The organism is Stenotrophomonas sp. SMYL41, assembly GCF_036319965.1.
Lineage (GTDB): Bacteria > Pseudomonadota > Gammaproteobacteria > Xanthomonadales > Xanthomonadaceae > Stenotrophomonas > Stenotrophomonas maltophilia_R.
The window spans coordinates 1-23,762 of sequence record NZ_JAWIRX010000025.1 but is presented as its reverse complement, the minus strand read 5'-3'; the positions used below and the strand labels follow the sequence as shown (position 1 = coordinate 23,762).

Annotated in this window: 25 protein-coding genes; 8 read left to right on the top strand and 17 right to left on the bottom strand. The window is 65.4% G+C overall.

The annotated features are described in order from the left end of the window. Nucleotides 1–89: 89 nt before the first annotated feature. From V3B30_RS20970 to V3B30_RS20950, 5 genes are all read right to left on the bottom strand, one after another. The gene (locus V3B30_RS20970; RefSeq protein WP_262083129.1) at nt 90–1,454 is read right to left on the bottom strand and encodes an MATE family efflux transporter; all 1,365 of its coding nucleotides are present in this window, start codon (nt 1,452–1,454) and stop codon (nt 90–92) included. A 118-nt stretch (nt 1,455–1,572) separates the two neighbouring features. Beyond that, nucleotides 1,573–2,187, bottom strand: coding sequence for a DUF2239 family protein (locus V3B30_RS20965; RefSeq protein ID WP_262083130.1), 615 nt, complete (start codon nt 2,185–2,187; stop codon nt 1,573–1,575). Between the two features lie 143 nt (nt 2,188–2,330). After that, nucleotides 2,331–2,819 (bottom strand): 8-oxo-dGTP diphosphatase, encoded by a 489-nt coding sequence (locus V3B30_RS20960; RefSeq protein WP_075677609.1) that lies wholly within the window; start codon nt 2,817–2,819, stop codon nt 2,331–2,333. A 42-nt stretch (nt 2,820–2,861) separates the two neighbouring features. Next, on the bottom strand, nt 2,862–3,371 hold the full coding sequence (locus tag V3B30_RS20955; protein WP_100473195.1) for a DUF1249 domain-containing protein: 510 nt from the start codon (nt 3,369–3,371) through the stop codon (nt 2,862–2,864). A gap of 150 nt (nt 3,372–3,521) precedes the next feature. Beyond that, entirely contained in the window at nt 3,522–4,343 is an 822-nt protein-coding gene (locus V3B30_RS20950) for a pyruvate, water dikinase regulatory protein (protein WP_005417170.1), read from the bottom strand. 144 nt (nt 4,344–4,487) lie between these two features. Between V3B30_RS20950 and ppsA the strand changes: the two genes are divergently transcribed. Together ppsA and V3B30_RS20940 are read left to right on the top strand one after the other, a co-directional pair. Next, a complete protein-coding gene (gene ppsA / locus V3B30_RS20945) occupies nt 4,488–6,866 on the top strand; it encodes a phosphoenolpyruvate synthase (protein ID WP_262083131.1) in 2,379 nt (792 codons plus the stop codon). A 150-nt stretch (nt 6,867–7,016) separates the two neighbouring features. Further along, a complete protein-coding gene (locus tag V3B30_RS20940; protein ID WP_049422444.1) occupies nt 7,017–7,910 on the top strand; it encodes a mechanosensitive ion channel domain-containing protein in 894 nt (297 codons plus the stop codon). Between the two features lie 48 nt (nt 7,911–7,958). Here V3B30_RS20940 and V3B30_RS20935 read toward each other — a convergent pair whose 3' ends face one another. The 5 genes from V3B30_RS20935 to V3B30_RS20915 all read right to left on the bottom strand — a co-directional run bounded on the left by V3B30_RS20935 (nt 7,959) and on the right by V3B30_RS20915 (nt 11,877). Beyond that, entirely contained in the window at nt 7,959–9,074 is a 1,116-nt protein-coding gene (locus tag V3B30_RS20935; protein WP_262083132.1) for an alkene reductase, read from the bottom strand. A 209-nt stretch (nt 9,075–9,283) separates the two neighbouring features. Next, nucleotides 9,284–10,156 carry an EcsC family protein gene (locus V3B30_RS20930; protein WP_100473198.1) on the bottom strand — a complete coding sequence of 291 codons (873 nt, stop codon included), beginning with the start codon at nt 10,154–10,156 and terminating at the stop codon, nt 9,284–9,286. Nucleotides 10,157–10,270: 114 nt separating this feature from the next. Beyond that, complete coding sequence (orn, locus tag V3B30_RS20925; protein ID WP_100473199.1) at nt 10,271–10,843, bottom strand: oligoribonuclease; 573 nt, start codon at nt 10,841–10,843, stop codon at nt 10,271–10,273. Nucleotides 10,844–10,917: 74 nt separating this feature from the next. Next, nucleotides 10,918–11,442 (bottom strand): tRNA adenosine(34) deaminase TadA, encoded by a 525-nt coding sequence (gene tadA / locus V3B30_RS20920; protein WP_262083133.1) that lies wholly within the window; start codon nt 11,440–11,442, stop codon nt 10,918–10,920. 75 nt (nt 11,443–11,517) lie between these two features. Beyond that, nucleotides 11,518–11,877, bottom strand: coding sequence for a helix-turn-helix domain-containing protein (locus V3B30_RS20915; protein WP_100473201.1), 360 nt, complete (start codon nt 11,875–11,877; stop codon nt 11,518–11,520). A 78-nt stretch (nt 11,878–11,955) separates the two neighbouring features. Here V3B30_RS20915 and V3B30_RS20910 point away from each other — a divergent pair, with 78 nt between their 5' ends. The 3 genes from V3B30_RS20910 to V3B30_RS20900 all read left to right on the top strand — a co-directional run bounded on the left by V3B30_RS20910 (nt 11,956) and on the right by V3B30_RS20900 (nt 13,493). Next, nucleotides 11,956–12,723, top strand: a complete 768-nt coding sequence (locus V3B30_RS20910; protein WP_262083134.1) for an NAD(P)H-dependent oxidoreductase — start codon at nt 11,956–11,958, stop codon at nt 12,721–12,723. 68 nt (nt 12,724–12,791) lie between these two features. Beyond that, nucleotides 12,792–13,229: an acetyltransferase gene (locus V3B30_RS20905; RefSeq protein WP_262083135.1), complete on the top strand. Its 438-nt coding sequence runs from the start codon at nt 12,792–12,794 to the stop codon at nt 13,227–13,229. Nucleotides 13,230–13,286: 57 nt separating this feature from the next. Next, nucleotides 13,287–13,493 (top strand): hypothetical protein, encoded by a 207-nt coding sequence (locus tag V3B30_RS20900; protein ID WP_087922941.1) that lies wholly within the window; start codon nt 13,287–13,289, stop codon nt 13,491–13,493. Nucleotides 13,494–13,505: 12 nt separating this feature from the next. Here V3B30_RS20900 and V3B30_RS20895 read toward each other — a convergent pair whose 3' ends face one another. Beyond that, on the bottom strand, nt 13,506–14,012 hold the full coding sequence (locus V3B30_RS20895; protein WP_100473204.1) for an N-acetyltransferase: 507 nt from the start codon (nt 14,010–14,012) through the stop codon (nt 13,506–13,508). A 261-nt stretch (nt 14,013–14,273) separates the two neighbouring features. Here V3B30_RS20895 and V3B30_RS20890 point away from each other — a divergent pair, with 261 nt between their 5' ends. Genes V3B30_RS20890 through V3B30_RS20880 form a run of 3 tightly spaced genes read left to right on the top strand, consistent with a single transcriptional unit; the run spans nt 14,274 to nt 16,949 of the window. Beyond that, nucleotides 14,274–14,930: a hypothetical protein gene (locus tag V3B30_RS20890; RefSeq protein WP_262083136.1), complete on the top strand. Its 657-nt coding sequence runs from the start codon at nt 14,274–14,276 to the stop codon at nt 14,928–14,930. A gap of 40 nt (nt 14,931–14,970) precedes the next feature. Next, on the top strand, nt 14,971–15,624 hold the full coding sequence (locus tag V3B30_RS20885; RefSeq protein WP_262083137.1) for a hypothetical protein: 654 nt from the start codon (nt 14,971–14,973) through the stop codon (nt 15,622–15,624). After that, on the top strand, nt 15,621–16,949 hold the full coding sequence (locus V3B30_RS20880; protein ID WP_262083138.1) for an XVIPCD domain-containing protein: 1,329 nt from the start codon (nt 15,621–15,623) through the stop codon (nt 16,947–16,949). The genes V3B30_RS20885 and V3B30_RS20880 overlap by 4 nt, the downstream gene beginning before the upstream one ends. Nucleotides 16,950–17,003: 54 nt before the next feature. Here V3B30_RS20880 and V3B30_RS20875 read toward each other — a convergent pair whose 3' ends face one another. The 6 genes from V3B30_RS20875 to V3B30_RS20850 form a co-directional block, all read right to left on the bottom strand. Continuing rightward, nucleotides 17,004–17,849 carry a hypothetical protein gene (locus V3B30_RS20875; protein ID WP_262083142.1) on the bottom strand — a complete coding sequence of 282 codons (846 nt, stop codon included), beginning with the start codon at nt 17,847–17,849 and terminating at the stop codon, nt 17,004–17,006. A gap of 517 nt (nt 17,850–18,366) precedes the next feature. Beyond that, a complete protein-coding gene (locus tag V3B30_RS20870) occupies nt 18,367–19,374 on the bottom strand; it encodes an XVIPCD domain-containing protein (protein WP_100473209.1) in 1,008 nt (335 codons plus the stop codon). 57 nt (nt 19,375–19,431) lie between these two features. Beyond that, a complete protein-coding gene (locus V3B30_RS20865; RefSeq protein WP_262083139.1) occupies nt 19,432–19,968 on the bottom strand; it encodes a hypothetical protein in 537 nt (178 codons plus the stop codon). 460 nt (nt 19,969–20,428) lie between these two features. Then, the gene (locus V3B30_RS20860) at nt 20,429–21,442 is read right to left on the bottom strand and encodes a hypothetical protein (protein ID WP_262083140.1); all 1,014 of its coding nucleotides are present in this window, start codon (nt 21,440–21,442) and stop codon (nt 20,429–20,431) included. Between the two features lie 1,228 nt (nt 21,443–22,670). Continuing rightward, nucleotides 22,671–23,156: a DUF4189 domain-containing protein gene (locus tag V3B30_RS20855; RefSeq protein ID WP_100473214.1), complete on the bottom strand. Its 486-nt coding sequence runs from the start codon at nt 23,154–23,156 to the stop codon at nt 22,671–22,673. Nucleotides 23,157–23,234: 78 nt separating this feature from the next. Next, the coding region (locus V3B30_RS20850) for a type IV secretion system protein (protein WP_329809773.1) at nt 23,235–23,762 on the bottom strand (528 nt) is incomplete at its 5' end.

Below are 23,762 nucleotides of genomic sequence, written 5' to 3'. Positions count from 1 at the left end.
CCTGCTGCGGGCACCGCGGCGGTGAAGTGGTAGAGCCGGCCGCTGGCCGGCTGCCCCGACCGTTCCGGGTTGCCGGCCAGCGGCCGGCATTACCCGCCCTGCACCCGTCGCCGCCAACGCGCGAAACAGAACACCTGCATCACCAGCATCGCCAGCAACCCCAGCGGCCACGCCCACCACACGCCCGCCAGCCCATGCCGCGCCTGCAAGCACATCGCCAGCGGCAGCTCCAGCAGCAGTACCGCCGCCATGCCCAGCAACGCGGGCAGCAAAACCGTTCCGCTGCCACGCATCACCCCGACCAGCACGGTGCTGCCTCCCATCGCCAGCACGCCCCACGCCACTGTGCGCAACTGCAGCGTGGCCAGTTCGCGCGCTTCGGTCGCCACCAGGATCAGCCCAGTCAGCCAGGGTGCCAGCGCCATCACCAGCAGCACCACCGCGCTCAGTATCGCCAGGCCAAGCAGCACGCCGGTGCGGGCGATGGCGAACAGTCTTTCCGTACGCCCCGCGCCCATCGCATGCGCCGCGAGGATGGTGGCGGTGATCCCCAGTGACATCGCCGGCAGCTGCACCCAGCTCATCAACTGGTTGACCGCACCGTAGGCGGCCGTGGCCGTGTATCCGTAGCGGTTGATCCAGCCCAGCAACACGATCTCGGCAATGGCCAGGCTGAGCATCTGCAACGAAGACGGCACGCCAATGCGGAGCATCGCGCGGATGATCGCGCCATCGAAACGGATGGCGCGCAGCAGGTCACGGCCCGGCGCCAGCGGATGTCCCAGCCGATCCCAACGCCACAGCAACCAGACCAGTGCCAGCAGCGACGCGAACGCCGCGGATACGGCCGCACTGGCCGAACCCAGCTGCGGCGCGCCCGCCCCGCCCAGGATCAGCAGCGGCGTGCACAGCAGGCCGACCGCCGTGGCCAGCAGCAGCGCATGCAACGGCGACGTCGCATCGCCCACTGCACGGCTCACGGCGGTGGCCAGCCATAGCAGGAAGAACGCCGGGGCCGCCAGCAGCAGCACGCGTGCATAGACAATGGACTCACTGAGGACCGCTGCCGGCGTGCCCAGCGCCGCCAGCAGCTGTGGTGCGAAACCGCCGCCCAGGGCCATCACCAGCACCGATAACAGCAGGATCAGCGCCACCGCGCTGCCAGCCACCGCGCGTGCCTGCTGCGGGCGGCCCGCGCCCCAGGCCTGGCCGATCAACACCATTGCGCCCGTGGCCAGGCCCATCACCAGGGCCAGCAACAGGAAGAAGACCGGGAAGAACGCGGCGGCTGCAGCTACCGCCTGTGTGCCAAGCAGGTGGCCAAGATAGATGTTGTCCAGCGTGCCTGCGGCCAGCTGCAGCGCATTGGTCAGCAGCATCGGCAGCAGCAGCGTCAGGTAGGCGCGCCACAGCGGGCGGGCCGCCGGGGATATCGGATGTACGGGGGGGCTCATGGGATTCTCTGGGCAAGGCGCCGCCCTGCCCGGCGTTTCCGCCAGCAAAGCAAGCACAGGGGAAGCGGGCCGCGGCCCGCAATCAGATGACGCCGTCGCTCAGCAACGGCGCGATGGCTCAGCCGCCAGCGTCTTCGAAGGCCAGGCGCAGGGCGTGCTCACGCACGTCCACGGGCCAGGAATGCAGTGCCGCCTCCAGGCCCGCGCGATCGTGCGCGAACAGCACGCGGATGGCCTCCTCGAAGCCCGGCAGGTCACCGGCGATGGCCTGCAGGAAGTGATAGGCACGCTCGCTATGGCGGCGCTGCCGGTCCTCGTCAGCACCGGCACGGCTGGCCGCTTCCACCAGCCTGCGCAGCACCACCGAGGCCCCACCCGGCTGTTCGGCCAGCCACGCCCAATGGCGCGGCAACAGCGTCACTTCGCGGGCGACCACGCCCAGCTTGGGGCGGCCGCGGCCACGCGGGGTTGCGGGCGCCCCTTCGGCAGTGACATCCGCATCCGCCTCCACGGCGGGAAGCGACTCGGCCACCCGCGCCAGCAGGTCTGCGTCGCTGCCGCGCGTGTCGAAATCGCGGGTTCGGCCGCTGGCGTTGTCGAACACCAGCAGCGGACCGGTGGCGTTATCGGCACGTAGCTGTTTCAACGCCAGCGCAGCAACTTCCGGGGTACCGGAAGCGACCAGGCGATGGCCGTCGAAACAGCTGAAGGGAGGAAGTCGGGACGCAGGCATGGCAATGGCATCGGAGGCGATGCGGGAATATTGCCCGGGTAATTTGCGAGAGTCAATATTGCCCGGGTATTAACCAGCCAGAAGAGCGTGCCAACCAAGGTTGGCACCCACCCGAAAGGTCGGCGTCCATCCGATTCGTCGGGTCACAGCCGGCTGTAGGACCAGCTGACCATGCGACCGTCCTTGTACGGCATCACGCCGTGGAACGGGCGCGGGTCGGCGTCGAACACCAACGGCAGGAAGTTGCGGTCGCCCTCCCACATCGGCAGCGTGTCCAGCTTGTCCAGGTCCACCCACTCCAGCGTGCCCTCGTGGTTGCCGCCATGCGGGGTGCCCTCGAATCCGTCGATGACGAAGACGAAGCCCAGCCAGTCCTCGCCATGCTTGCCGAAGCCCGGCCAGCTGATGGTGCCGCGCAGGTGCATGTCGGTGCAGTGGATGCCGGCCTCCTCGGCGATCTCGCGGCGCATGCTGGCCGCCACGTCCTCGTCCGCTTCGATCTTGCCGCCCAGTCCGTTGTACTTGCCCAGGTGGTGGTCACCAGGGCGGGTATTGCGGTGGATCATCAGCACCTGGCGACGATCAGGCGACAGCACATAGCCCAGGGTGGCGACGATCGGGGTGTACGGCATGGGGCAGCATCCAGCGGCAGGTCAGCCGTGGATTATGGCCGATCAGCGCACCAGCGACAGGCGGCGTTCGGCAGGCGCAGCGGCGCCATCGGGATCGCGGCGCAGGGTGGCCACGCCGTGGCCGCGTTCGGCCAGGTATTCCAGCCATTTGCCGAGGAAGGTGTTCATCCGCATGCGATGGCTGATCAGCTCCGCCGGCGGGGGGTACAGGCCCATGGTGTCCTGCCAGCGGCGACCGACGTAGCAGTGCGTGGTCTCCGCCTGGCGCGCATCACGATACAGGCGCACGTAGGCCGACGGATCCGGTTCACCGGTGACCGGGTCGGCCAGGTCGTAGGTCAGGCGCAGTTCCACCGTGTAGCGGTGGCACTCGATCACGTCCAGGCGTACGTCCAGGCCGTCGCCGATCGAGGAAATGTAGCTGCCCGCCACCAGTCCGGCCGGTTCGAACAGGCGCACCAGGTGGCGGTAGTTTTCCGCGTACAGGCCCATGAGCCAGCTCAACCGGCTCAGGCGGGGAATGCGTTCGGTGCGGGGCGAGGCTTGGGCCATGGGTCGATCCTACACGTTGGTGCTTCAACGTGGGGGCGGGATCGCCCTGACCAAAGGGACTCGGTGTCGACCAACGGCCGATACCCACCGCGGAGGAGGCGTAATGCCCGCCACACAGGTAGGCCACGCCCGTGGGTCGCGGCGCACGGATCAATACAGCTCGCGCTGCAGCCCCAGCGTGGCCAGCACCTTGCTGGAAATCTCCTCGATCGAGGTATGCGTAGTGCTCAGGGTCGGGATCCGCTCCATGCGGAACATGGTCTCGGCCGCGGCCACCTCGCGCTTGCAGGTGTCCAGGTTGGCGTAGCGCGAGTTCGGACGGCGCTCCTGGCGGATCTGCTGCAGGCGGTCGGGGTCGATGGTCAGGCCGAACAGCTTGCGCCGGTAGTTGCGCAGGCGCGGCGGCAGGCGGTCGCTTTCCAGGTCTTCGTCGGTCAGCGGGTAGTTGGCCGCGCGTACCCCGTAATGCAGGGCCAGGTAGATGCAGGTGGGCGTCTTGCCGGCGCGCGACACCGCCACCAGGATCACGTCGGCATCGTCGTAGTTCACCGCGATGCCGTCGTCATGGGTCAGGGCGAAGTTCATCGCGTTGATGCGGCGGTGGTAGGTGTCGAAATCGACCATGCCGTGGGCCTGGCCGACCCGGGCCAGGCGCGGGCTGGCCAGTTCACGCTCCAGCGGCTCGATGAACGGCGCGAACACATCCAGCATCAGCGCCCCGCTGTCGGCCAGGATCAGGCTCAGGCTCTGGTCCACGCAGGAGTTCACCACGATCGGCCGGACCTGGTACCGCTCCCCTGCCGCCTGGATCCGGGCACAGGCTTCACGCGCTTTTTCGGGGTCGTCGACAAACGACATGCGGTCGGTAATGAAGCTGAACCCGGAGAACTGGGTCAGCAGGCTATGCCCAATGGTTTCAGCGGTGATACCGGTTCCATCGGAAACGTAGAACACCGGACGGATGGTCGACATGCGCGCTTTTACCCCCTACGAAGCTTAAAAAGGCCGCCAGCACAAGCTTGTGCCGACGGTGGTCTGCCCGGCATCATATCGGCTTCTTCCTACGGACGCGGCCATTCAGCCCGCCTCGGGCGATGGCCAAACGGAGCATCGCGCTTGAACGAGAACATCCTGTGGTTGCACGAACTGCGTCTGGCCGATCTGGCCCGCGTAGGCGGCAAGAATTCGTCGCTGGGCGAGATGATCGGCAACCTCGCCGGTCTGGGCGTTTCGGTGCCGGGCGGTTATGCCACCACCGCTGAAGCCTTCAAGGACTTCATCGCGCACAACGATCTGTCCAAGCGCATCTTCGACAAGCTGGCCACGCTGGACGTCGAGGACGTCAACGCGCTGACCGCCGCCGGCAAGGAAATCCGCACCTGGGTGATCGATGCGCCGCTGCAGCCGCAGCTGGACCAGGACATCCGCAGCGCCTACGCCAAGCTGAGCGCCGACAATGGCGGCGGCGACGTGGCCGTGGCCGTGCGTTCCTCGGCCACCGCCGAGGATCTGCCGGATGCGTCTTTCGCCGGCCAGCAGGAAACCTTCCTCAACGTCACCGGTGCCGACGACGTCGTGCACAAGGTCAAGGAAGTGTTCGCCTCGCTGTACAACGACCGCGCCATCGCCTACCGCGTGCACCACGGCTTCAAGCATGAGGACGTGTTCCTGTCCGCCGGCGTGCAGCTGATGGTGCGCTCGGGCGTCGGCTCCTCCGGCGTGCTGTTCACCCTGGACACCGAGTCCGGCTTCCGCGACGTGGTGTTCGTCACCTCTTCGTTCGGCTTGGGCGAAATGGTCGTGCAGGGCGCGGTCAACCCGGACGAGTACTACGTCTACAAGCCCACCCTGCAGGCCGGCAAGCCGGCGATCCTGCGCCGCTCGCTCGGCAGCAAGGCCATCCGCATGGTGTATTCGGATGTTCCGGGTGAGCGCGTCAGGATCGAGGACACCCCGGTCGAACTGCGCAACACCTTCTCGATCAGCGACGAGGACGTGCAGGAACTGTCCAAACAGGCGCTGGTCATCGAAAAGCACTACGGCCGCCCGATGGACATCGAGTGGGCCAAGGACGGTGTCAGCGGCAAGCTGTTCATCGTGCAGGCGCGCCCGGAGACGGTGAAGTCGCGCAGCCACGCCACCCAGATCGAGCGCTTCGCGCTGACCGAAAAGGGCGGCAACGTGCTGGCCGAAGGCCGCGCCGTTGGTGCCAAGATCGGCTCGGGCGTGGCCCGCGTGGTGAAGACGCTGGACGACATGAACCGCGTGCAGCCGGGCGACGTGCTGATCGCCGACATGACCGATCCCGATTGGGAGCCGGTGATGAAGCGCGCTTCGGCCATCGTCACCAACCGTGGCGGCCGTACCTGCCACGCCGCGATCATCGCGCGCGAGCTGGGCGTGCCGGCCGTGGTCGGTTCGGGCAATGCCACCAAGGTGATCGAAGATGGCCAGCTGGTCACCGTCAGCTGCGCTGAAGGCGATACCGGCTTCATCTACGAAGGCAAGCTCGGCTTCGAGCGCACCACCACCGATCTGGGCAACATGCCGCCGGCACCGCTGAAGATCATGATGAACGTGGCCAACCCGGAACGTGCCTTCGACTTCGGCCAGCTGCCGAACGCCGGCATCGGTCTGGCCCGCCTGGAAATGATCATTGCCAGCCACATCGGCATCCACCCGAACGCGCTGCTGGAATACGACCGCCAGGACGCAGCGACGAAGAAGAAGATCGACGAGAAGATCGCCGGCTATGGTGATCCGGTCAGCTTCTACGTGGACCGCCTGGCCGAAGGCATCGCCACCCTCACCGCCTCGGTCGCCCCGAACGCCGTGATCGTGCGCCTGTCGGACTTCAAGTCCAACGAGTACGCCAACCTTATCGGCGGCAGCAACTACGAGCCGCACGAAGAGAACCCGATGATCGGCTTCCGCGGCGCCAGCCGTTACGTCGACCCGAGCTTCTCGGCCGCCTTCGCGCTGGAGTGCAAGGCCGTGCTGCGCGTGCGCAACGAAATGGGCCTGGACAACCTGTGGGTCATGATCCCGTTCGTGCGCACCCTGGAAGAAGGCCGCAAGGTCATCGAGGTGCTGGAACAGAACGGCCTGAAGCAGGGCGAGAACGGCCTGAAGATCATCATGATGTGCGAAGTGCCGTCCAACGCACTGCTCGCCGATGAATTCCTGGAGATCTTCGACGGCTTCTCGATCGGCTCCAACGACCTGACCCAGCTGAGCCTGGGCCTGGACCGCGACTCGTCGATCGTCGCGCACCTGTTCGACGAGCGTAACCCGGCAGTGAAGAAGCTGCTGTCGATGGCGATCAAGGCAGCACGTGCCAAGGGCAAGTACGTCGGCATCTGCGGCCAGGGCCCGTCCGATCACCCGGATCTGGCCGAATGGCTGATGCAGGAAGGCATCGAGTCGGTGTCGCTGAACCCGGATACCGTGGTCGATACCTGGCTGCGCCTGGCCAAGCTGAAGGCCAACGGCTGATGCCGTGATGGCCACAGGCTGACGCCGTGTTCATCGGCGTCGGCCCATACTGCTGCTGCACGCAAGCCCCGCCTCTGCGGGGCTTGCTGTTTCTGGCGTCCACGTACGCCCTGCCCCGCGCAGACTTCCCCCGCAGCAAAGGATTTCCGCATGATCGCCGCCGCAGCACCCGCCCCCACCGCAACGCCCTGGTTCCATTCGCTCGACTGGGAGCGCCTGCTGGAAACTTACGGTGTGCCGTTGCTGGCCGCGATCGTGGTGCTGCTGGTCGGCATGTGGCTGGCGCGACGCCTGTCCAACGCAATGCCGCGCGCCACCGCGCGCATGGGCGTGGACCCGATGCTGGGCAGTTTCCTGCGCAACGTGGTGTACGCCGCGTCGCTGGTGATCGTAGTGGTGCTGGCGATCGGCACGCTGGGTGTGCAGATCACCCCGCTGCTGGCCGTGCTCGGTACCGCTGGCCTGGCAGTTGGCCTTGCCCTGAAGGATTCGCTGTCCAACATCGCGTCGGGCGTGATGCTGGTGACGCTGCGCCCGTTCCGCGTGGGCGACGTGGTGACCGTGGCCGGCCAGACCGGCACGGTGCGCGAAGTGCGCATCTTCCAGACCGTCATCACCGGTGCCGACAACCAGCACACCACCATTCCCAACACGCTGATCACCGCCGCACCGATCATCAACCTCACCGCCGAGCCGACCCGCCGCGTCGAACTGGTGATCGGCATCGGTTACGAAGACAACATCCAGCTGGCACGCGACACGGCGCTGGCGCTGATGAAGGCCGACCCGCGCGTGCTGCAGGCACCCGCACCGGACGTGGTCGTCTACGAGCTGGGGGCGCACGCGATCAATCTTGGCATCCGCTGCTACGTGAAGTCGGCTGACTGGTTCGGCACCAAGGTCACGCTGCTGGAGCAGCTCAAGCTGGGCTTCGACAAGGCCGGCATCAACATTCCGTATCCGCAGCAGGACATGCACCTGTACCTGCACGGCAAGGATGGCGGCGTGGTCGAGGCCGATGCCCTGGTACGCGACAAGCCCTGATCCATGCCGGTAGTGCCGACCAACGGTCGGCACCCACCCATCCGCGCGTCAAGCGGTGACGCTCTCTTCCAGCATCGGATAATCAGTGAGGCCCTCGGCACCACCGCCGAAGAACGTCGCCCGATCCGGCAGGTTCAATTCCGCCCCCAGACGCAGGCGCTCAGGCAGATCCGGGTTGGCGATGAACGGGCGGCCGTAGCCGATCAGGTCGGCCCAGCCTTCGGCCAGTGCCTGCTCGGCGCGCTCGGCGGTGTACTTGCCGGCGTAGATCAGGGTGCCCGGGTAGACCATGCGCAGCGCCTGCTTGAACGCCACCGGCATCAGCGGTGCATCGTCCCAGTCGGCTTCGGCAATGTGCAGATAGCCCACACCCAGCTCACCCAAAAGGTGGGCAGCCGCCAGGTAGGTCGCCTGCGGCGTATCGTCGACCGCGCCCTGCAGCGTCGTCAACGGCGCCAGACGCACGCCCACGCGATCACCGCCGGCCACCGCGATCACCGCCTGCACAACCTCGCGCAGGAAACGCAGACGGTTCTGCAGTGAGCCGCCATAGGCGTCGGTGCGCTGGTTGGCCTGCGAGTCGATGAACTGGTTGATCAGGTAACCGTTGGCGCCATGTAGTTCTACGCCGTCGAAGCCGGCCTCCAGCGCATTGCGTGCAGCTTGGGCGTAGTCGGCGACGACGCCCGGGATCTCGCCTTCGGTCAGCGCACGCGGCATCGAGTGCTGGATCATCTCACCCACGCCCGCTTCCGGGCCTGCGCCGGTGGGGTCGACAAACACCTTCACGCCTTCGGCCAGCAACGCCGACGACGACACCGGCGCGGCACCACCGGGCTGCAGGGCCACATGCGAGACCCGGCCCACGTGCCACAGCTGGGCGTAGATGCGACCGCCGGCAGCGTGCACAGCATCGGTCACCCGGCGCCAGCCCTGCACCTGTTCCGGGCTGTGGATGCCCGGGGTCCAGGCATAGCCCTGGCCCTGCGGGCTGATCTGGGTACCTTCGCTGACGATCAGGCCCGCGCTGGCCCGCTGCGCGTAGTAGGCGGCCATTTCCGCGGTGGCGACGTTGCCATCGGCAGCACGCGACCGGGTCATCGGCGGCATCACGATGCGGTTGGGCAACGTCAGCGCGCCCAGGCGGTGGGGGGTGAACATCATGGCGGCAATCTCTTGCGGGGGGGAGTACCGCAAAGGATGGGGATGCCGGCTGCCGCGCAACAGGCATGCGCTGGCAAAACAATTGTTCCCCCGAGGCAAGGATGGCGTGACCAGGGGTCAGAGCCCCTGCCTGCGGAAGAGGATCCGACCCCACGCGCAACCGGGGTCGGATCCCTTTGCAACGCAAAGGGCTCTGACCCCAAAGCCGGTTACAGAGTCGGCTCGATCTTCACCGCGCCGTGTGCCACGCGGTCATAGCAGCTGCGCACCACATCTTCCCCGTACTTCAACTCCAGCCGGCGCACGATGAAGTGGCCGCGCGCCATGTCCTGGTAGTAATCGGTGAACATGGTATTGAGTGTCGCACCGGCAGCCGCGCCGACGATCGGCACCGCTTGTGCCGCGAACTTCTCGGTGACCACCACGCCGAAGCGCGCCGCCACCTTTTCCACCATCTTCGCCAGCAGCTTGCCAGCCTCCTTCGGTGCCACGCCCAGGGTCAGGTCGCGGCCGGTCACCACCCGCCCGGCCAGTTCGGCCGACAGATGGCGCATCACATCGGTGGTAAAGCCACGGGCCAGGTAATAGCCGGTCTCGCTGGCATCATCGCGCGGTGAGTTACCCCCTAGCGCGAACACCTCCAGGCAGGCCTGGCGGGTGCTGAACTCGGACAGGTCGAAGCCCTCGCTGCGGGCCACATCGGCCACCGCGCGCATCATGATGGTGGTCGACACCGGCAGCTCGATGAATAGTGCCGCGAAGCCGAAGGCCCCGCCGACCGCGCCCGAGGTGGCTGCCGCCACCTTGTGCCAGCGCGTGGAGGCCCCTTTGCCGGGCGTGTTGTCCATGCTCCACAGCGCCGCCTGCGCCGACTTGGACAGCGCCGCCTGCACCGCGCCATGGATGCGGTTGGAGACCGAACTGGGCAGCGCCTTCACCGCGAATTCCAGCGGCGTGCCGACCAGGTTGGCCATGCGTGCGGTCAGGGTCGGGGCTTCCAGCAGGGTCACCGCCCGCTGCAGGTCGGACCAGTCGCGGGCGTCGTGGGCAATGTCGCGGGGCAGCAGGATGGGCTCGTTCATGGCGCCGATCTTAGCGCCAGGGAGTTGAACGAAGCGTAGTGCCGGCCGCTGGCCGGCAACCTGTTGGACCTCACGAAAGCCCTGGAATTGCCAGCCGGCGGCCGGCACGACCGGTCAAGGTGTCGAAAGCCCGGACAGCGCGCCCATGAACTGGCGGTAGTGGCGCAGCTCGGCGATCGAATCGTGCACGTCGCTCAGCGCGGTGTGGTTGCTGTTCTTGCCAACACCGGCGGCCACGTTCGGCGCCCAGCGCTTGGCCAGTTCCTTCACGGTGGAGACGTCCAGATTGCGATAGTGGAAGTACTTCTCCAGGCGCGGCATCTGGCGATGCAGGAAGCGGCGGTCCTGGCAGATGGAGTTGCCGCACATCGGCGACAGGCCAGCCGGGATCCACTGCGCCAGGAAGTTCACCGTCTGCGCCTCGGCCTGGCCCAGGGTGGTGGTGCTGTCCACCACGCGCTGCCACAGGCCCGAACGGCGGTGCTGGTTGCGGTTCCACTCATCCATCGCTTCCAGCGTTTCCAGCGGGTGGTGGATGGCGAATTCCGGCCCTTCCGCCAGCACATTGAGCTGGGCATCGGTGACCACGGTGGCGATCTCGATGATCGAATCGTTGTCGGTATCCAACCCGGTCATTTCCAGGTCGATCCAGATCAGTCGTTCGTTGGCCGCGCCGTTGTCCGCCATGTGTCGCCTCGTTGCTGGGCAGGCGCGCGGCCTACCGGTAATGGAAAGAGGCGCCCATCATACCCGTTCGCCCCTCAGGCCTCGCCGGCATGGTCTTCCAGCAGCAGCGGCGGCTTGCCACGCTTGGCACGGAAATAGTTGGTCAGGCGCATGCTGGCCTCCTTGGCCAGCACCCCGCCGTGGATCTCGACGCGGTGGTTGTGGCGGGCATCGCCGAGCAGGTCGAACACGCTGCCGCAGGCCCCGGTCTTGGGGTCGCTGGCGCCGTAGACCAGACGGGCAACGCGTGCATGCACGATCGCCATCGCGCACATCGCGCACGGTTCCAGGGTCACGTACAGGGTACTGCCCAGCAGCCGGTGGTTGGCCAGCAGCTTGCCACCGGCACGCATTGCCACGATCTCGGCATGCGCGCTGGGGTCGTGCGAAGCGATGTTGAGGTTCCAGCCCTCACCCAGCAGCTGGCCATCAGCGCCGACCAGCACCGCTCCCACCGGAATTTCATCGAACTCGCGCTGCGCACGCTCGGCCAGCGCCAGCGCATGGCGCATCCAATGTTCATCGGCGTCGTGCACCGGCACACCCAGGGCATCGGTCATGGCGGTTCTCGCGTATATACAGGGCCAGGATGGCCGCCGGGGCCGCATTGTACGCCCACGGCCGTGCAGGTTCCGCTAGCGCGCGTCGAAGCGTTCGCGGGCAGCGTCCAGTGCCGGGAAGTTGTGCTCGGCCCAACGGTCCAGCGCGTTCAGGGTGTCCACCAGACTGCGCGCAACCTCGGTCAACCGGTACTCGACATGCAGCGGCTTGCTGCCCAGATCGCAACGCTCGACCAGGCCGTTGCGCTCCAGCTGCCGCAGGGTCTGGGTCAACACTTTCTGCGAGATCCCTTCGATCTTCCGCAGCAGTGCGCCGTTGCGTTGCGGGCCCTGCGCCAACGCTGGCAACAGCAGCATCACCCACTTGCCGGAGATCAGCGCCAGCGCATCGCGTGCCGAGCAATCGGCGGCATAGACATCGCCCGGATAGGCCATGGTTACCTCAAGGTGCGTAATTGCCGGGGCACCCCGGCATCGCGAGGATGGTCGCACACTCCGCCAACGCCTCGCCCCATGCGCGCCCTGATCCTGCTTGCCCATCCGGAACCCCGCTCGTTCAACGCCCATCTGGCCACGCAGGCCGCCGAGCAGCTGCGGCACGACCATCTGCAGGTGGACATGGTCGACCTGTATGCAGAGGGCTTCGATCCGCTGGAAGCGGCCTGGCACCATCCACGGCGCCTGCAGCCCGAGCGCTTCGATGCCCAGCGCGAACAACGCTACAGCGCCGAACACGACCAGTTGCCCGCCGAGGTGCAGCGCCATCTGCAGCTGCTGCAGGCCACCGACCTGCTGATCCTGCAGTTCCCGCTGTGGTGGTTCGCGGCACCGGCCATCCTCAAGGGTTGGCTGGACCGCGTGCTGGTCTACGGGCCGATGTACAACAGCCGCCAGCGCCACGAGCACGGCGTGATGCGGGGCAAGCGCGCGTTGCTGAGCGTCACCACCGGATCATCGGCGCAGGCCTGCGCAGCCGACGGCCGCGAGGGAGATACCCGGTTGTTGCTGTGGCCGTTGATGTACAGCCTGCGCTACGTAGGCTTCGAGATGATGGAACCGCATGTGGTGCACGGCGTGCGTTCAGGGCTTGCACCGGAGCGCGTGCAGGCGCACGACGAGGCACTGGCTGCGGCCACCCATTACTACCGCGAACGACTGGCGCAATGGCCGCAGTGGCCCACCGTGCCCTTCAACGACAGCGGCGATTTCGAGGACGGCGTGGTGCTGCGCGCAGAGGCAATGGCCTACAGCCCCTTCATCCGCCATCGCAACATCGGGTGAATCCACGCCTGCGCGCTGGGTCGGGACGCGCCATACTACGCACTCTTTGCAAGCACCTTGGTGAGCCCGTGACCACCCTCCGTCCCTCGCGCGCCGACGACGGCACCGCCCTCGTCGACCTCTGGCGTCGCGCCGTCGACGCCACCCACGACTTCCTCAGTACCGATGACCGCCAGGCCATCGAAGCCGAAGTGGCTGGCTTCCTGCCGCAGGCGCCGATGACCGTTGCCGTCGATGCGCAGGATCGGCCCGTAGGCTTCATGCTGATCGACGGCACGCACATGGAAGCGCTGTTCATCGATCCGGACGTGCGCGGTACCGGTATCGGCCGGCAGCTGTTGCAGCACGCACTGGCCCTGCATCCGCAGCTGAGTACCGACGTCAACGAACAGAACGCACAGGCCGTTGGCTTCTACGTCCGCATGGGCTTCGTCGAAACCGGCCGCTCACCGCTTGATTCGCAGGGCCGTCCGTATCCCCTGATCCATCTACGGTACAACGGCTGACATCCCTCGACAGCAACTGCGTGCTAGCGTGGTTGCTTTCGAAGAGGAGTGCCCTACATGGAAGGTGGCAGAGCCCTGCTGACCCTGTTTGCGCTGGGAATCAGCCTGATATGGATCCTGGTGCCGTTCGCGATCTTCGCGGTGCGCAATCTGCTGCGAGAGCTGTTGGCCGAGCAGCGCCGCACCAATGAACTGCTTGAACACATCGGCGGCTACCGCATTCCCAAGCCGCAACCCGAGCCCACCGTCTGGCGTGCGCCCTGACCTCCCGCACTCTCAGGCGGTGGCTTCAAAGGCCGTGGAATAGCTCACCTCGCCCTGCGCCATCGGCGGCCGCAGGCACAGCGCCTGGAAGTACTCCGGCGGAACACCCGGTAGTACCAGGCCCGGCTCGGCGCGGAATCCGAACCGCCCGTAATACGCCGGCTCCCCCAGCAATACGCAGCCGCGCGCGTCCTGCCCACGCAATGCGTCGAGCGCCGCGTGCATCAGCGCCGCGCCAATGCCCTGTCCCTGCCATCCGGGCAGCACCGAGATTGGCCCCAGGCCAAACCAGCCGGTGCTGCCATCGCTGATCGTTACCGGCGACAGCGCAATGTGGCCCACCACCTGCCCTTGGCGCTCGGCGACCATCGAAATGCTCAGCTCTCCGCGTGCACGCAGCGCGTCGACGATGAACTGCTCGGTATGGCTGCTGTGCGGGGCTTCACGGAAGGCCGCCTCGGTGAGTGCATGGATGCCGGCGTGGTCTTCGCGGGTTTCGGGGCGGATCGTGCAGTTCAAGGACAACACCTTTGATGAAGTGATGGACATGTGAATGATCGATTTCCGTCACGGATTCAGTTACGAACCTGCGTCCGGCAGCAGAGCCAACGCGGCGATCGGACGCCCTGTGCGGTAAGCGATCTGCCGGCGCGGAGCGCCCTGGATGCGTCAAAAATCCGTCTCGAGGGGTGGCACAGCCCTCCCGGCACGTTCCATAATCGAGAAACCTGCCACCCAGGAAGGATATATGGACACGGACGCACGATGCAGGATCGGGCCATGGGTGTAGAACACCGCGCGCACAGGAGACGGCCGTTGCTGGCAGTGCTCGCCCTCCTCCCGCTGGCGGCGTGCTCGCCGTACGCCGATGCCGAGCGTGATGTCGCCGCGGGTGGACGCGGTCTGGCCAAGCTCAACCCGGCACCGAAGCAGGCCTATGAGCTGGTGCTGACACTGAAGGACGCGCCGGGCCCGTTCGCGATTGTTGAGGGCGTGGCCCAGTACGACGCCAGCAACTACGCAGACTGTGGACGGATCGTGCCTGCAACAGGCACTGCGGGCCGCATCACCAGCCAGGAGCCCGTCATCCTGCGCAAGATCGGCGAGAACGAATACCGCGGCACGTTCTACCTCGACCGTATGCAGGACGAGGACTACTACGGGCGTGGCGTCTGCCATTGGTCGCTGACGGGTGCTGGTGCAATGTTGCGCGCCACGAACGGAGAGGCGGATACGCGATTCCTGACGTATTTCAGAAAGGAACGCATGAACGCCGAATCGCCGTTGACTCTCTACTATCCGAAGGCTGCCTATCCTCGCGCCGAACTTGCTGCCAACTATCCTGCAAGTGGCAAGGAAGATCCTTCAGCCTACAAAGAAGAGCTGCGAGACGCGCTGTTCTCTACCACCACCACTGTGCAGAAGCTCATGCCATGAGCTGCCAGTTCCACACCCCCTACCCCCAAGGAGGCCGACATTGCGCCACAAGATGATTCCGTGCCTTGCTCTGCTTCTGTTGACCGCCTGCCACCCGGAGACCGCCATGAACCAGGAACGTGCCGCTGCCGAAGCCGATGTCGCCCAGGGAGGGCGCGGGCTCGCAAAGCTCAACCCCAGCCCGCGCAAGGCCTATGAACTGGTGCTGCGCCTGAAGGACGCCCCCGGCGACTTCGCTCTGGTCAAGGGCGTGGCTCAGTACGACGTCACTAACGAAGACCAGTGCGGCCACATCGAGCCAGCCACCGGCACGGCTGCTCGCATTACCAGCCAGGAGCCAGTGGAGCTGCGCAAGGTCGCTGATGGTGAGTACCGGGGCATGCTGTATGTGGACCGCATGCTGGATGAAGACTACTACGGTCGTGGCGTGTGCAAGTGGGAGTTCACCGGTGCCGGGGCAATGCTGAAGGCAACGGGCGCTGAAGAAGAGACCCGCTTCCTCACCTTCGTTGACGCCAAGCCGCTGACCGAAGGTGGCGCGCATACGCTCTACTATCCGGATCTGGTCTATCCGAAGGCAGATCGCGTTCCGAATTTCCCCGCCAGCGGCGAGCCCGATCGCAGCAATTACGCCCCTGATCTTCGGGACAAGCTGTTTACGATCACCCTCTCCGCAACTGAGGTGGCGCCGTGACCATCACCTCCCAGGACTACGCCGCGTTATCTGATGACGCCTACAAGGATCGGGCCGTCGGCCGACGTGAACCCGGCCAGGAAGAGAAGGTCACGTTAAACGGCCATGAGTACAAGATACTTGAGCATGTCAACAATCGCCTCAACGGCTATCAAGGTACCGTCTATCAGCGCGTAGACACCAAAGAGATTGTCATTGCGCATCGTGGCACCGAGCAGATAGCTCGCGACGCGATTCTGACCGATGGCGGCATGGTGGTTGCGCGCACCAACGTGCAAGCGCCCGACGCGATTGCCTTGACACAGAGGACACTTGAAGGCGTCGCGCTTCAGTCGCGCTTGAACGGTGTACCCGCCCCCCAGGTCACCGTCACCGGCCACTCCCTCGGCGGCGCCCTGGCCCAGATCACCTCGCACCACTTCAACGTCAAGGGCGAGACCTTCAACGCCTATGGCGCGGTCAGCCTCAGCTACCGCATCCCCGAAGGCGGCAACACCATGATCAACCACGTCATGGCCTCCGATCCGGTCAGCGCTGCCTCGCCGCACTTCGGCCAGGTGCGCATCTATGCTAAGCCGGATGAGATCAAGACACTTGCCGCAAACGGCTTCAGCAATCATCCGATGCGCGCCCTGATCCCGGACAGCCCGCTCGTCGCAGCAGGCAGCTCGTTCGGCGCGCACAAGCTGGGCAACTTCCTCGGCGACGGCTCGGTGCTGCAACACCCGGAAACGCAGACGCTGGCAAAAGACAACGCCAGGATGATCGAGGAATACCGCGACGACGTCGAATCGTTGCGCCGTGGTGTCACCCGCGCGGCGCGCGGCATCCCGGGCGGCGCGGTCGATCTGTACGACCATATCCGCGGCCCGCTGCAGCCCGGTGAGCCGGCACGCCGCGAAGCGGAGAAGAACGGCCATCACACCAGCATGTTGCGCATGGACGATGCCAACCACGTGGGCAACCCACTGTTCAACGACGCGATCCGTGGCGTGCACGCGCAGGACGTCCGCGTCGGCCGGGTACCAGACGTAATGAGCACGCAACTGGCCGGCAGCCTGGCCGCCGAAATGCATGCGGCGGGCGGCAAGCGCATCGACGAGGTGGTCATGAATGCCGATGCCTCGCGCAGCTTCGCCGTGCAGGGCCAGGGCGGTGACCCGGCCCACCTTCGCGTGTCAGTGGATACGGCGGTGGCGATGAACACACCGCTGGAACAGAGCAGCCAGCGCATCGACCAGCAGGCCGCAGGCCAGCGCCTTGCACTGGAGCGCGACCAGCAGCTGGAACAGCAGCAGAATCAGACCCGCAGCCTGCAGGCCTGATGGACAGCACGGGAGCCGGTCATTCCGGCTCCCGCTTCACCTCTACAGCGCGCCTCAGGGGCTGGAGGCCGCGACCGCTCCAGACCCATTGGCAGTCACGAACAGGTCCGGCCCGGAATCAGGGAATCCACCACAGGCGCGATCGCCCGGTGCTACCGGATCACACGGCCACTGCGCACGCGCCACCTTCTCGCGCAGCTCGAAGCGATCACCGGTCCAGACCACGAACGCGATGTGCTCGCGGTTCCAGTCACCGTAGGAGCGCGGACCGCCCTTCTGCGCCGACTCCGGGTACTGCACGAACCAGCGCATGGCCGGGCCGTACTGCAACTTGCTGTGGTCCAGGCTGATCCGCCCCTCGCGCGACAGCTGGCGCACACGATCGGCCTCCGTCACCTGGGGCATGGCCGGCATGGCATCGGCGGTCACATCCCTCGGCGCGGCGTCTCCGCGCACCTGGTACACGCGCTGGGCCACATAGGCCTCGCGGCAGTCACCCGCTGGCATACGTACCGGCTCCGCGCCGTACTCATCGGGGTTGGCGACCCGGTCGCTGCAGGTGAACGGCGCCGACACCAGGTAGAACGTGCTTTCGGCGTCGCGCCCTTCCAGCGAGCGCACCCAGATGTCGCCCATCCGCACGATGAAGTCCGGGCGCTGGCCGTAGCCCGGCACGGCCTTGAACCAGGCCTTCTGCTGTACCTCTCGCTCGCGCCAGCTGCGCGGCAGGTGGATGTCCTGCTCGGGCAGCGCGACCAGCATCGCAGCCAGATGCGCCGGCATCGTGCCCTGGCAGGCGCCGATCAGCAGGTCGCCCTGGGTCGCCAGCCGCCCGGCCAGATCCACCGGGCAGCGGGCACCAAGTGCCCGCTCGGTCGCCTGCTCGGGCGGCAACGGCACGATGGCCAAGGCGGGAGGTGCGGGCGCTACCGCCGGAGCGGCTGGCTCGACGGCGGCAGGCGGTGCAGCTACAGGGGCCGTCGCTGCGGCCGTCACGGGCGGGGGCGTCGGGTTTGCAGCGGGCTCCGGCTGCGCGTCCACCACGGCTGTTGCAGGGGCTGGCGCGGCAGCGGGTACATCAGAAGCCGGCACCACGACAACGGCGTCGGTCGCCGCGGGCGCTGCAACGGGCGCCGCCCCTACAGGCGCGTCAACGGTCCCCTCGGCAGTGGGGGGCGTCTCCACGACAGGTGCCGCTGCCTCCTGAGCCTGTGCCGACGCTGCGGCAAGTCCAAGTGACAGCAGCCAGAGCGGCGGCAGGCGGCGCACGGATGCATTGCGGGTAGCGGCGTGCCGGGCATTCGAGGGAACGATTCGCATGTGGTGTCCTTACGAGTGGGTTTCCATGTCGGCGCCACAGGGCGCCACGCGTCGTACGTAAAGCGCCTGCGGGCACCCTGCCCGCCGGCATCAGGTGCTACAAGGATCGAGAACGCTGCTCCTGCTCGCGGGCGAGCGCAGCCGCCGGGTCCTGCTGCGCAACGCTGGCGGCCAACTGCTGGCTGCTCTGCGCCAGCGGCTGCTGCGCCGCCTGTTCGCGATCGACCGATGCGCGCAGCATGGCCGGATCGCCCAGCGCACCCTGTACAGCAAACAGCGTGCGACCGTCATTGCCGGCCAGCAGATGATCGATACGCGACATCCCGGCCTTCTGCGCGCTCAGCGCCAACGCGCCGGCGGCATTGTCCAGTTCCTGCCCAGTGCGCAGCCCGCTCTGAGGCCCCATCTGCTGCAGGTGCTGGCGCGCGCCCGAGAACAGTGTGTATCCCGGCTCGCCCGGTTGCGACATGTCGCGTTCGGTTGCCTGCTGGGCTGGCGCCCCCACTTCGCCACGTTCCAGGCGCGCCATCACATCGGGGGTCAGCTTCTGCTGCCACACGTCAAAACGCTGCTGGCGGGCTTCGATGCCGTTGAGCGCGCCATTCAGGGCACGCGTGGCTTCCCGCACATCCTCGCGCGCCGCTTCCGGCACCCGCGTCTGCCATTGCCACACGGCAATACGGCCTGCGTGCTCGGGCTGCGCGGCCAGTTCCGGCTGATTCACCAGGTCCAGATCCAGCGCCTTGCCGGCACGCTCGTAATTCTCCTTGCCGACCAGCGGCAGGTAGCCACGGCCGTGATACTTCAGCGCATCACCGGGCGCATCGTTGCCCATGCGGCCGCCATACATCAGTTCGGCCAGGTTCTCCGGCCGCCCACGCAGCGCTTCCTGTCGGGCGCTCTCAAGCGCGCCATTGCCATTGCGCCACGCCGCTTCCACCGGGATCTGCGAGATACCCCGGGTGAAGTTGAAACTCTCATTGAGCCGGCTCAGGCCACGGGACTCGTGCCCGGCCTGCGCCATGAAGTTGGCCAGTTCCCGGGACGAGGTCATGCCGGCCTCCGTGGCCTGCCGCAACAGCTGCGACTCTCTATCCTGCGACACGGTGAAACTCCTGCTCGATCATCGTTGGGTACTCCCGCCTCCTTACAGGCATGGCACTCAGGGCAAGCTGACGTCGGCGACGACGGCCGGATCGAAATCCTCGAACCGCACCCGCCCAAGTTCGGCGGCCGAGAAGTCACGCGTATGGGTGGCTTCGGTCTCGGTGTCGACCACCCTGCGCTGCACGCCATGCACCCAGCACGCCTGCTCGGCAGGTGCATACCGGAACGTGTAGACGCTGCTCCAGCGTTCGCGACTGCCGCCGTTGGTGATCACACTGAACGCACCATCCTCGATGGTTACGTACGCGAAGGGATCGCCGGCGATGCCACCGCGCGTTGAGCACGGCACCAGCTTGTCGTTGCGTGCCGCCAGCTGCCAGCGGCCCGTGGCATCGCCCAGCAGCAACAGCAGCACCCGGTTCGGTCCGTGCTGGCCGGGCAACAAGCCCTCCGGAGGAGGTTGGTCGATCACCAGGAGCTGGTCCTGGAAACCATTGCCGGTCAGATCGCCGCGCACGGCTTCCAGCAGGTTCGCGCCGGACGGAACGAACGCCAGGGCGTTGTCCATGTGCGTGCCACTCCCCTTCTCCATCCGCTGCAACTCCTTCAATCCCGTCTTGCCAGTTCCCGAGCGGAGGCCGGAAACGGGGCGATGCCTCGCACGTGCCCGGCGGCCGCCATGGCGGATGATAGCCCCGAGCCCACGGCAACCGCGATGGTGGCAAGCGTCACCCGCACCGCGGGGGGACACAGTCCTCATGGACGGAAAAGCTCCTGCGTTCGATGGCACCGGCGCGTCGGGATTTTGACGCGCACGCAGCTTACTTCGAGGAGGCAGCGCTCGTCGAAGGGAGCTTGGGATGAAAAGCGCACTTGATCACAGAAAAAGCGCGGCTAACGTGAATGGTGGCTTATCTGACAAACAGATCCGCAGTGGATGGCGCCGTGGAGGATGCGCCGCGCCCCCGCCCACGGCCTGGTCCGGCAGGGGCGATGTTGCAGGGAAAGCCTGCACACGCTTTGTCGCCCCGCGTCGTGGCCAGCAATCGCGATCAGCGCAAGTGCTGCGCGCAGGTGGCTTCCTGCGTGGCGTAGTCACGAACGTAGCCGTCCATCGTGAGCACCGATATATCGCATCGATTGTTCACGTCACTGACGACATGCCCGTAAGCGTTCAACCCCCGCACACGCTCGCCACGATGCAGATACAGCGTGCGCGAACCATCGGCCCCATTCTCCACACGATCCGGTGAGCCCCACGTCCTCACGAATTCCTGCTCTGTCTTGCCGATCCACATGTCCATGAGATTGTTGCGACCCACGCGGTTGGCAGCGCGACGCGACTCATCCAAAGCCCTGCTGGTTTCATTCTGGGCGCGCGCCACAGTCGCTTCAAGGCTACGCACAGTGCTGTCCATTTCAGCTTCGGTCGGCCGATAGGTGAATGCTGGGCGCTTGCCGTCCTTCCGCAGGTCACCCCAGATGACATCTACAGGTGATTGCCCGACGTCACCGACGGAAAGGAAGCCGTGCTTCAGCATTTCCGCCGGCACCTTGGCCTTGGGATCAGGCCCCACGAGACAGGCAAACCGCACCAGTTGCACCTGCCAGGGAGCAATCGCCTCGGCTCGCGGTTCGGATCTTTCCGGTGGGACGTTCTCCATCGGCCGGTCGCGCCACTGGATCAGACTCGTCCTGATGGCCACGTTGTTCTGTGAGCAGTTCACCCAGTACTTCCTGATCAGGCGATTCGGTTTCGTCGCGTTCTCGTAGACGGTATTGACCTGGATCTCGTACACCGGTTCCGGACCAGCAACGGGCTCACCGGGTTTCGGTGCCTTCCTGCGGCGCAACTGCTTCAGGTACGCGTTCTGCTCTGCCGGCGTGGCACGCTGCAGAAAACCGACCAGATCCGAGCGGTCAGCGAGCGTTTGCGCATCGACCACCCACGCCTCGCGGTTCGGCGTTTCGCCACCGGTGAAGATGACCCAGCTATCAGCCGCATGGGTCGACGAGGCGAACAGCAGTCCGCCAATCAGTGAGGCAACACGGCCTGGATTCTGCATGATTCGTTCCTTCGAATGGCGCGAAGACCTACGGCATCGCGAATGGAGCCTTATGGCACGGTCTGGCGCGTCGCCTCGACCAATGCCCACCCATAGTGCAAAGCCGACATCTTACGCAGGAGCGGAGAATAGAAATGGCCCGCTTTTCAGCAGGCCACCCCTAAAAAAACACAAGCAGAACTTCAGCATGCAACCAAGCCCAACCAATCCCGGCATTCACATCAGCGGAATACTTGAACTCAGACATGCTACATGCTGAATAGATCAATTCACAGCGCGAAGCATTAGCACGTGCTTGGCATTCACGCAGAAAATACAATTTTGCCTCGCTCTCCGATGGAGCTCTCGACGAATATGTTGCCCCACCCTTCATCCTGAACTCACTTACTTCTGGCCCAGCGAGTGCAACACATTGAGTGTGGTACTCATTAAGATTTTACAACTTGCGCCCCCAGCTTTAGCACAATGCGAGATTGTGACCGAAGCCGCCTCTCGCTTCGAAGCCCTAGACTCCGAAACGCCGATAGCGAGCATTGCACCTTGGGCAGGAGAGGTATCCTGAGCAATCGCTCCCCAACGAGTCTCCCATTTCCCGGTAGGTACAGGAGCACTTGGCTGAGCACTCCCTTGACTCTGACCGCCAGGAATCGGCGCACATCCACGACCCCCCTGCCGATCATCGCCAATGGGGTACTGACCAGGAGGGCAGCGCCCTTCCGCCCACGCGAACGAGGGAGCGATAAGCAGAGAAACCAGCCGGACTGCCACCTATCTGGGAATATGCCATGAATCTACCCAAGGTGCCCTGGAAGAACATGGCTGCCATTGGGGGAGCAGTCGGAATACGCGTCGTTAAGATCGGGCCTATGCCGCCCTGCCAGATCGTCGATTGGTCATGCTACCGATGGACGCGGCCATAAGCGGGAACTCGCTCATCGGCTCATTCGTACAGAATGGATCCGAAATACGTGTCATCGCCTCTTACGCGGGGCAGCCACTCACCACGTTCATATGGCTAGCTGCGGGCCCCAGCACCATCATCTAGCTTGATTGGCCACAGTATTCAGAAGAAAGAAAGCACGAATTTTCAGCAGCCCTCTTACGCCTCATACCAAGCAAAGATGGCTGCAATGATTGCAGGAAATTGAGTTGGCAAGCTAAGCATGAGAGCAGGCAAAACCTTAACTCTTCCAGCCATTTCAAGCTGCGGCGCCTCATTGCCTACCACTCAGAACGACTCGAATTCCGGTTCGCTGCATGCCGAGTAGATCACCTTACAGCCTTCACTACCGCGCCTAGTGCAAAGCCCCATCGCCAATGAAGTCGCGGCAGAGACAGATTCAGCGCGTCCAAACGTGGAACCGCCGAATGCACTAGTTCGGGGAGAGACCAGGGCGACGCATTGATTCTTGTAAGTCTGAGTAACCTTGCAATCCGATGCCCCGTGCTGACTACAATTGGCCAAGGCCTCATTTGAGGCGTCAGCCTTTCTCACTTTTCCGACTGACACACCGACGTCACCATTGGAAGCCATGGCAATCGCGCCCCAAGTCTTATTCCAGCGTCCTGTTTGGATAGGGCCCGTCTGACCCGATCCCGCGTCCCCTCCCGGGATCGGCGCACACCCACCAACACCCTGACCTCCGATTGGATACTGGCCTGGCGGGCAACGCCCTTCAGCACCAGCAACGGGCGCGAAGCCAAAAAACAGCATGCAAGCTGCAGCGCCGAAGATAAGCGCACATCGGCGGCCAAATATCGAGACCATATCGTTAGACCCTCAAACTTCCCGTCAGCTGTTGTTCTTTGCAAGACCAAGACGCCCTGAGTCCACGACCGCCGAACCCGGCGATGAACTACCGCCAGTCACTCGCGAACCAACAATCTGCTCGGTAGTGGCACTATGCGTCCCGCCCTTCTCTGGAGCCGGAGGCGTGTAGTAACTACCCGGCGGCTGCCCGCTGGGCCCCGGTGCCTGCGCCACCGGGCTGCCACCTATCTTCGAATATGCCATGAAGCTGCCCAAGGTTCCCTGGAAGAACATCGCCGCCATTGGGGGAGCGGTCAGGATCAGGGTCGTGAGGATCAGGCCCATGCCGCCCTGCTGCATCGCCTGGCTGGTCATGCCGTCGCTGGAGGCGCCTTCGAGCAGGAACTTGTTGACCAAGGCGGTGGACCAGAACGCGGTCGAGGCACGGATCACCATGTCCAGCGCGATCGATACCATCGCTGCCAGTACCGCCATCGAGAACATCGTGCCGATGCCGTAGAACAGCCATCGCTGGAACAGCTGCTTGGTCTGGTCGAACAGCAGACACAG

Excerpts from the sequence above, each read along its gene's own strand:
- V3B30_RS20970 (WP_262083129.1), bottom strand. The coding sequence starts at position 1,454 with ATGAGCCCCCCCGTACATCCGATATCCCCGGCGGCCCGCCCGCTGTGG.
- V3B30_RS20965 (WP_262083130.1), bottom strand. The coding sequence starts at position 2,187 with ATGCCTGCGTCCCGACTTCCTCCCTTCAGCTGTTTCGACGGCCATCGC.
- V3B30_RS20960 (WP_075677609.1), bottom strand. The coding sequence starts at position 2,819 with ATGCCGTACACCCCGATCGTCGCCACCCTGGGCTATGTGCTGTCGCCT.
- V3B30_RS20955 (WP_100473195.1), bottom strand. The coding sequence starts at position 3,371 with ATGGCCCAAGCCTCGCCCCGCACCGAACGCATTCCCCGCCTGAGCCGG.
- V3B30_RS20950 (WP_005417170.1), bottom strand. The coding sequence starts at position 4,343 with ATGTCGACCATCCGTCCGGTGTTCTACGTTTCCGATGGAACCGGTATC.
- V3B30_RS20940 (WP_049422444.1), top strand. The coding sequence starts at position 7,017 with ATGATCGCCGCCGCAGCACCCGCCCCCACCGCAACGCCCTGGTTCCAT.
- V3B30_RS20935 (WP_262083132.1), bottom strand. The coding sequence starts at position 9,074 with ATGATGTTCACCCCCCACCGCCTGGGCGCGCTGACGTTGCCCAACCGC.
- V3B30_RS20930 (WP_100473198.1), bottom strand. The coding sequence starts at position 10,156 with ATGAACGAGCCCATCCTGCTGCCCCGCGACATTGCCCACGACGCCCGC.
- orn (WP_100473199.1), bottom strand. The coding sequence starts at position 10,843 with ATGGCGGACAACGGCGCGGCCAACGAACGACTGATCTGGATCGACCTG.
- tadA (WP_262083133.1), bottom strand. The coding sequence starts at position 11,442 with ATGACCGATGCCCTGGGTGTGCCGGTGCACGACGCCGATGAACATTGG.
- V3B30_RS20915 (WP_100473201.1), bottom strand. The coding sequence starts at position 11,877 with ATGGCCTATCCGGGCGATGTCTATGCCGCCGATTGCTCGGCACGCGAT.
- V3B30_RS20910 (WP_262083134.1), top strand. The coding sequence starts at position 11,956 with ATGCGCGCCCTGATCCTGCTTGCCCATCCGGAACCCCGCTCGTTCAAC.
- V3B30_RS20900 (WP_087922941.1), top strand. The coding sequence starts at position 13,287 with ATGGAAGGTGGCAGAGCCCTGCTGACCCTGTTTGCGCTGGGAATCAGC.
- V3B30_RS20890 (WP_262083136.1), top strand. The coding sequence starts at position 14,274 with ATGGGTGTAGAACACCGCGCGCACAGGAGACGGCCGTTGCTGGCAGTG.
- V3B30_RS20865 (WP_262083139.1), bottom strand. The coding sequence starts at position 19,968 with ATGGAGAAGGGGAGTGGCACGCACATGGACAACGCCCTGGCGTTCGTT.
- V3B30_RS20860 (WP_262083140.1), bottom strand. The coding sequence starts at position 21,442 with ATGCAGAATCCAGGCCGTGTTGCCTCACTGATTGGCGGACTGCTGTTC.
- V3B30_RS20855 (WP_100473214.1), bottom strand. The coding sequence starts at position 23,156 with ATGCTGTTTTTTGGCTTCGCGCCCGTTGCTGGTGCTGAAGGGCGTTGC.